The 923-nt window shown below is 76.3% G+C and carries 1 protein-coding gene; it reads right to left on the bottom strand.

Annotated elements, in window-relative coordinates:
• On the bottom strand, nucleotides 1-923 hold a 923-nt coding region (locus tag FV222_RS27470; RefSeq protein WP_187277512.1), incomplete at both ends, for an acetate--CoA ligase family protein.

The raw sequence follows: 923 nt of genomic DNA on the forward strand, positions 1-923 counted from the left end.
CCGGCGGGCGACGCGGGTGCGGCCGATCAGGTCGTCGGCCAGCGCCAGGTCGAGGGGCGGCAGGCCCAGCGCCCGGTCGTCGATCACCTCCACCGCCGTTCCGCCGCGGCCGAACACCACCACGGGGCCGAAGACCGAGTCCTCGGCCAGCCCGGCGATCAGCTCGCGGCGCTGGCCCTTGCGCACCATCGGCTGCACGGCGAAACCCGTGACGCGGGCGTCGGGCCGCTCGCGCCGGGCGCGCACCAGGATCTTGCGCGCGGCGTCGCGGACGTCCTGCTCGCTGGTGAGGTCGAGGTGCACCCCGCCGATGTCGGACTTGTGCACCACGTCCGGCGAGACGACCTTCAGCGCCACCGACCCGCCGGCCGCGATGATCGTCCAGGCGGCGGCCGCCGCCGCGTCGATGTCGGGGGCGAGCGTCAGCGGCACGGTCTCGATGCCGTAGGCGGCGAGCAGCCCGGCGACCGCGACGGGGTCGAGCCACGCCGCCCCTTGCCGCAGGGCTGCGGCGACGATCGCCTCGGCGGCCTCCGTGTCGGGCGAGAAGTCGCGCGGCAGGGAGCCGGGCGTGCGCATCAGGTCGTCCTGCGCCTCGCGGTAGCGCACGAGATGGAGGAAGCCTTCGATCGCCTCGGACTCGGTGGAGAAGTGCGGGATGCCGGCGCCCGCCAGGATCGCGGCGGCCTCCTCCCCGTGGGACACCGCGAAGACCGGTTTCTTCCGCCCCTGCCCGCGGCGCGTTTGCGTCACCGTGTCGGCGATCGCCTGCGCCACCGCGGCGGCGTCCGAGCGGGCGGTGGGGACGTGGACCGAGAGCACCGCGTCGCCGGCGTGGTCGGCCAGCATCGGCGCGAGGGCGGCGGCGTAGGCCGGCCCGTCGGCGGTGATGCCGAGGTCCACCGCCGGCCCGTCCGCCGGGA

It is taken from the genome of Methylobacterium sp. WL103, assembly GCF_008039885.1.
GTDB lineage: Bacteria > Pseudomonadota > Alphaproteobacteria > Rhizobiales > Beijerinckiaceae > Methylobacterium > Methylobacterium cerastii.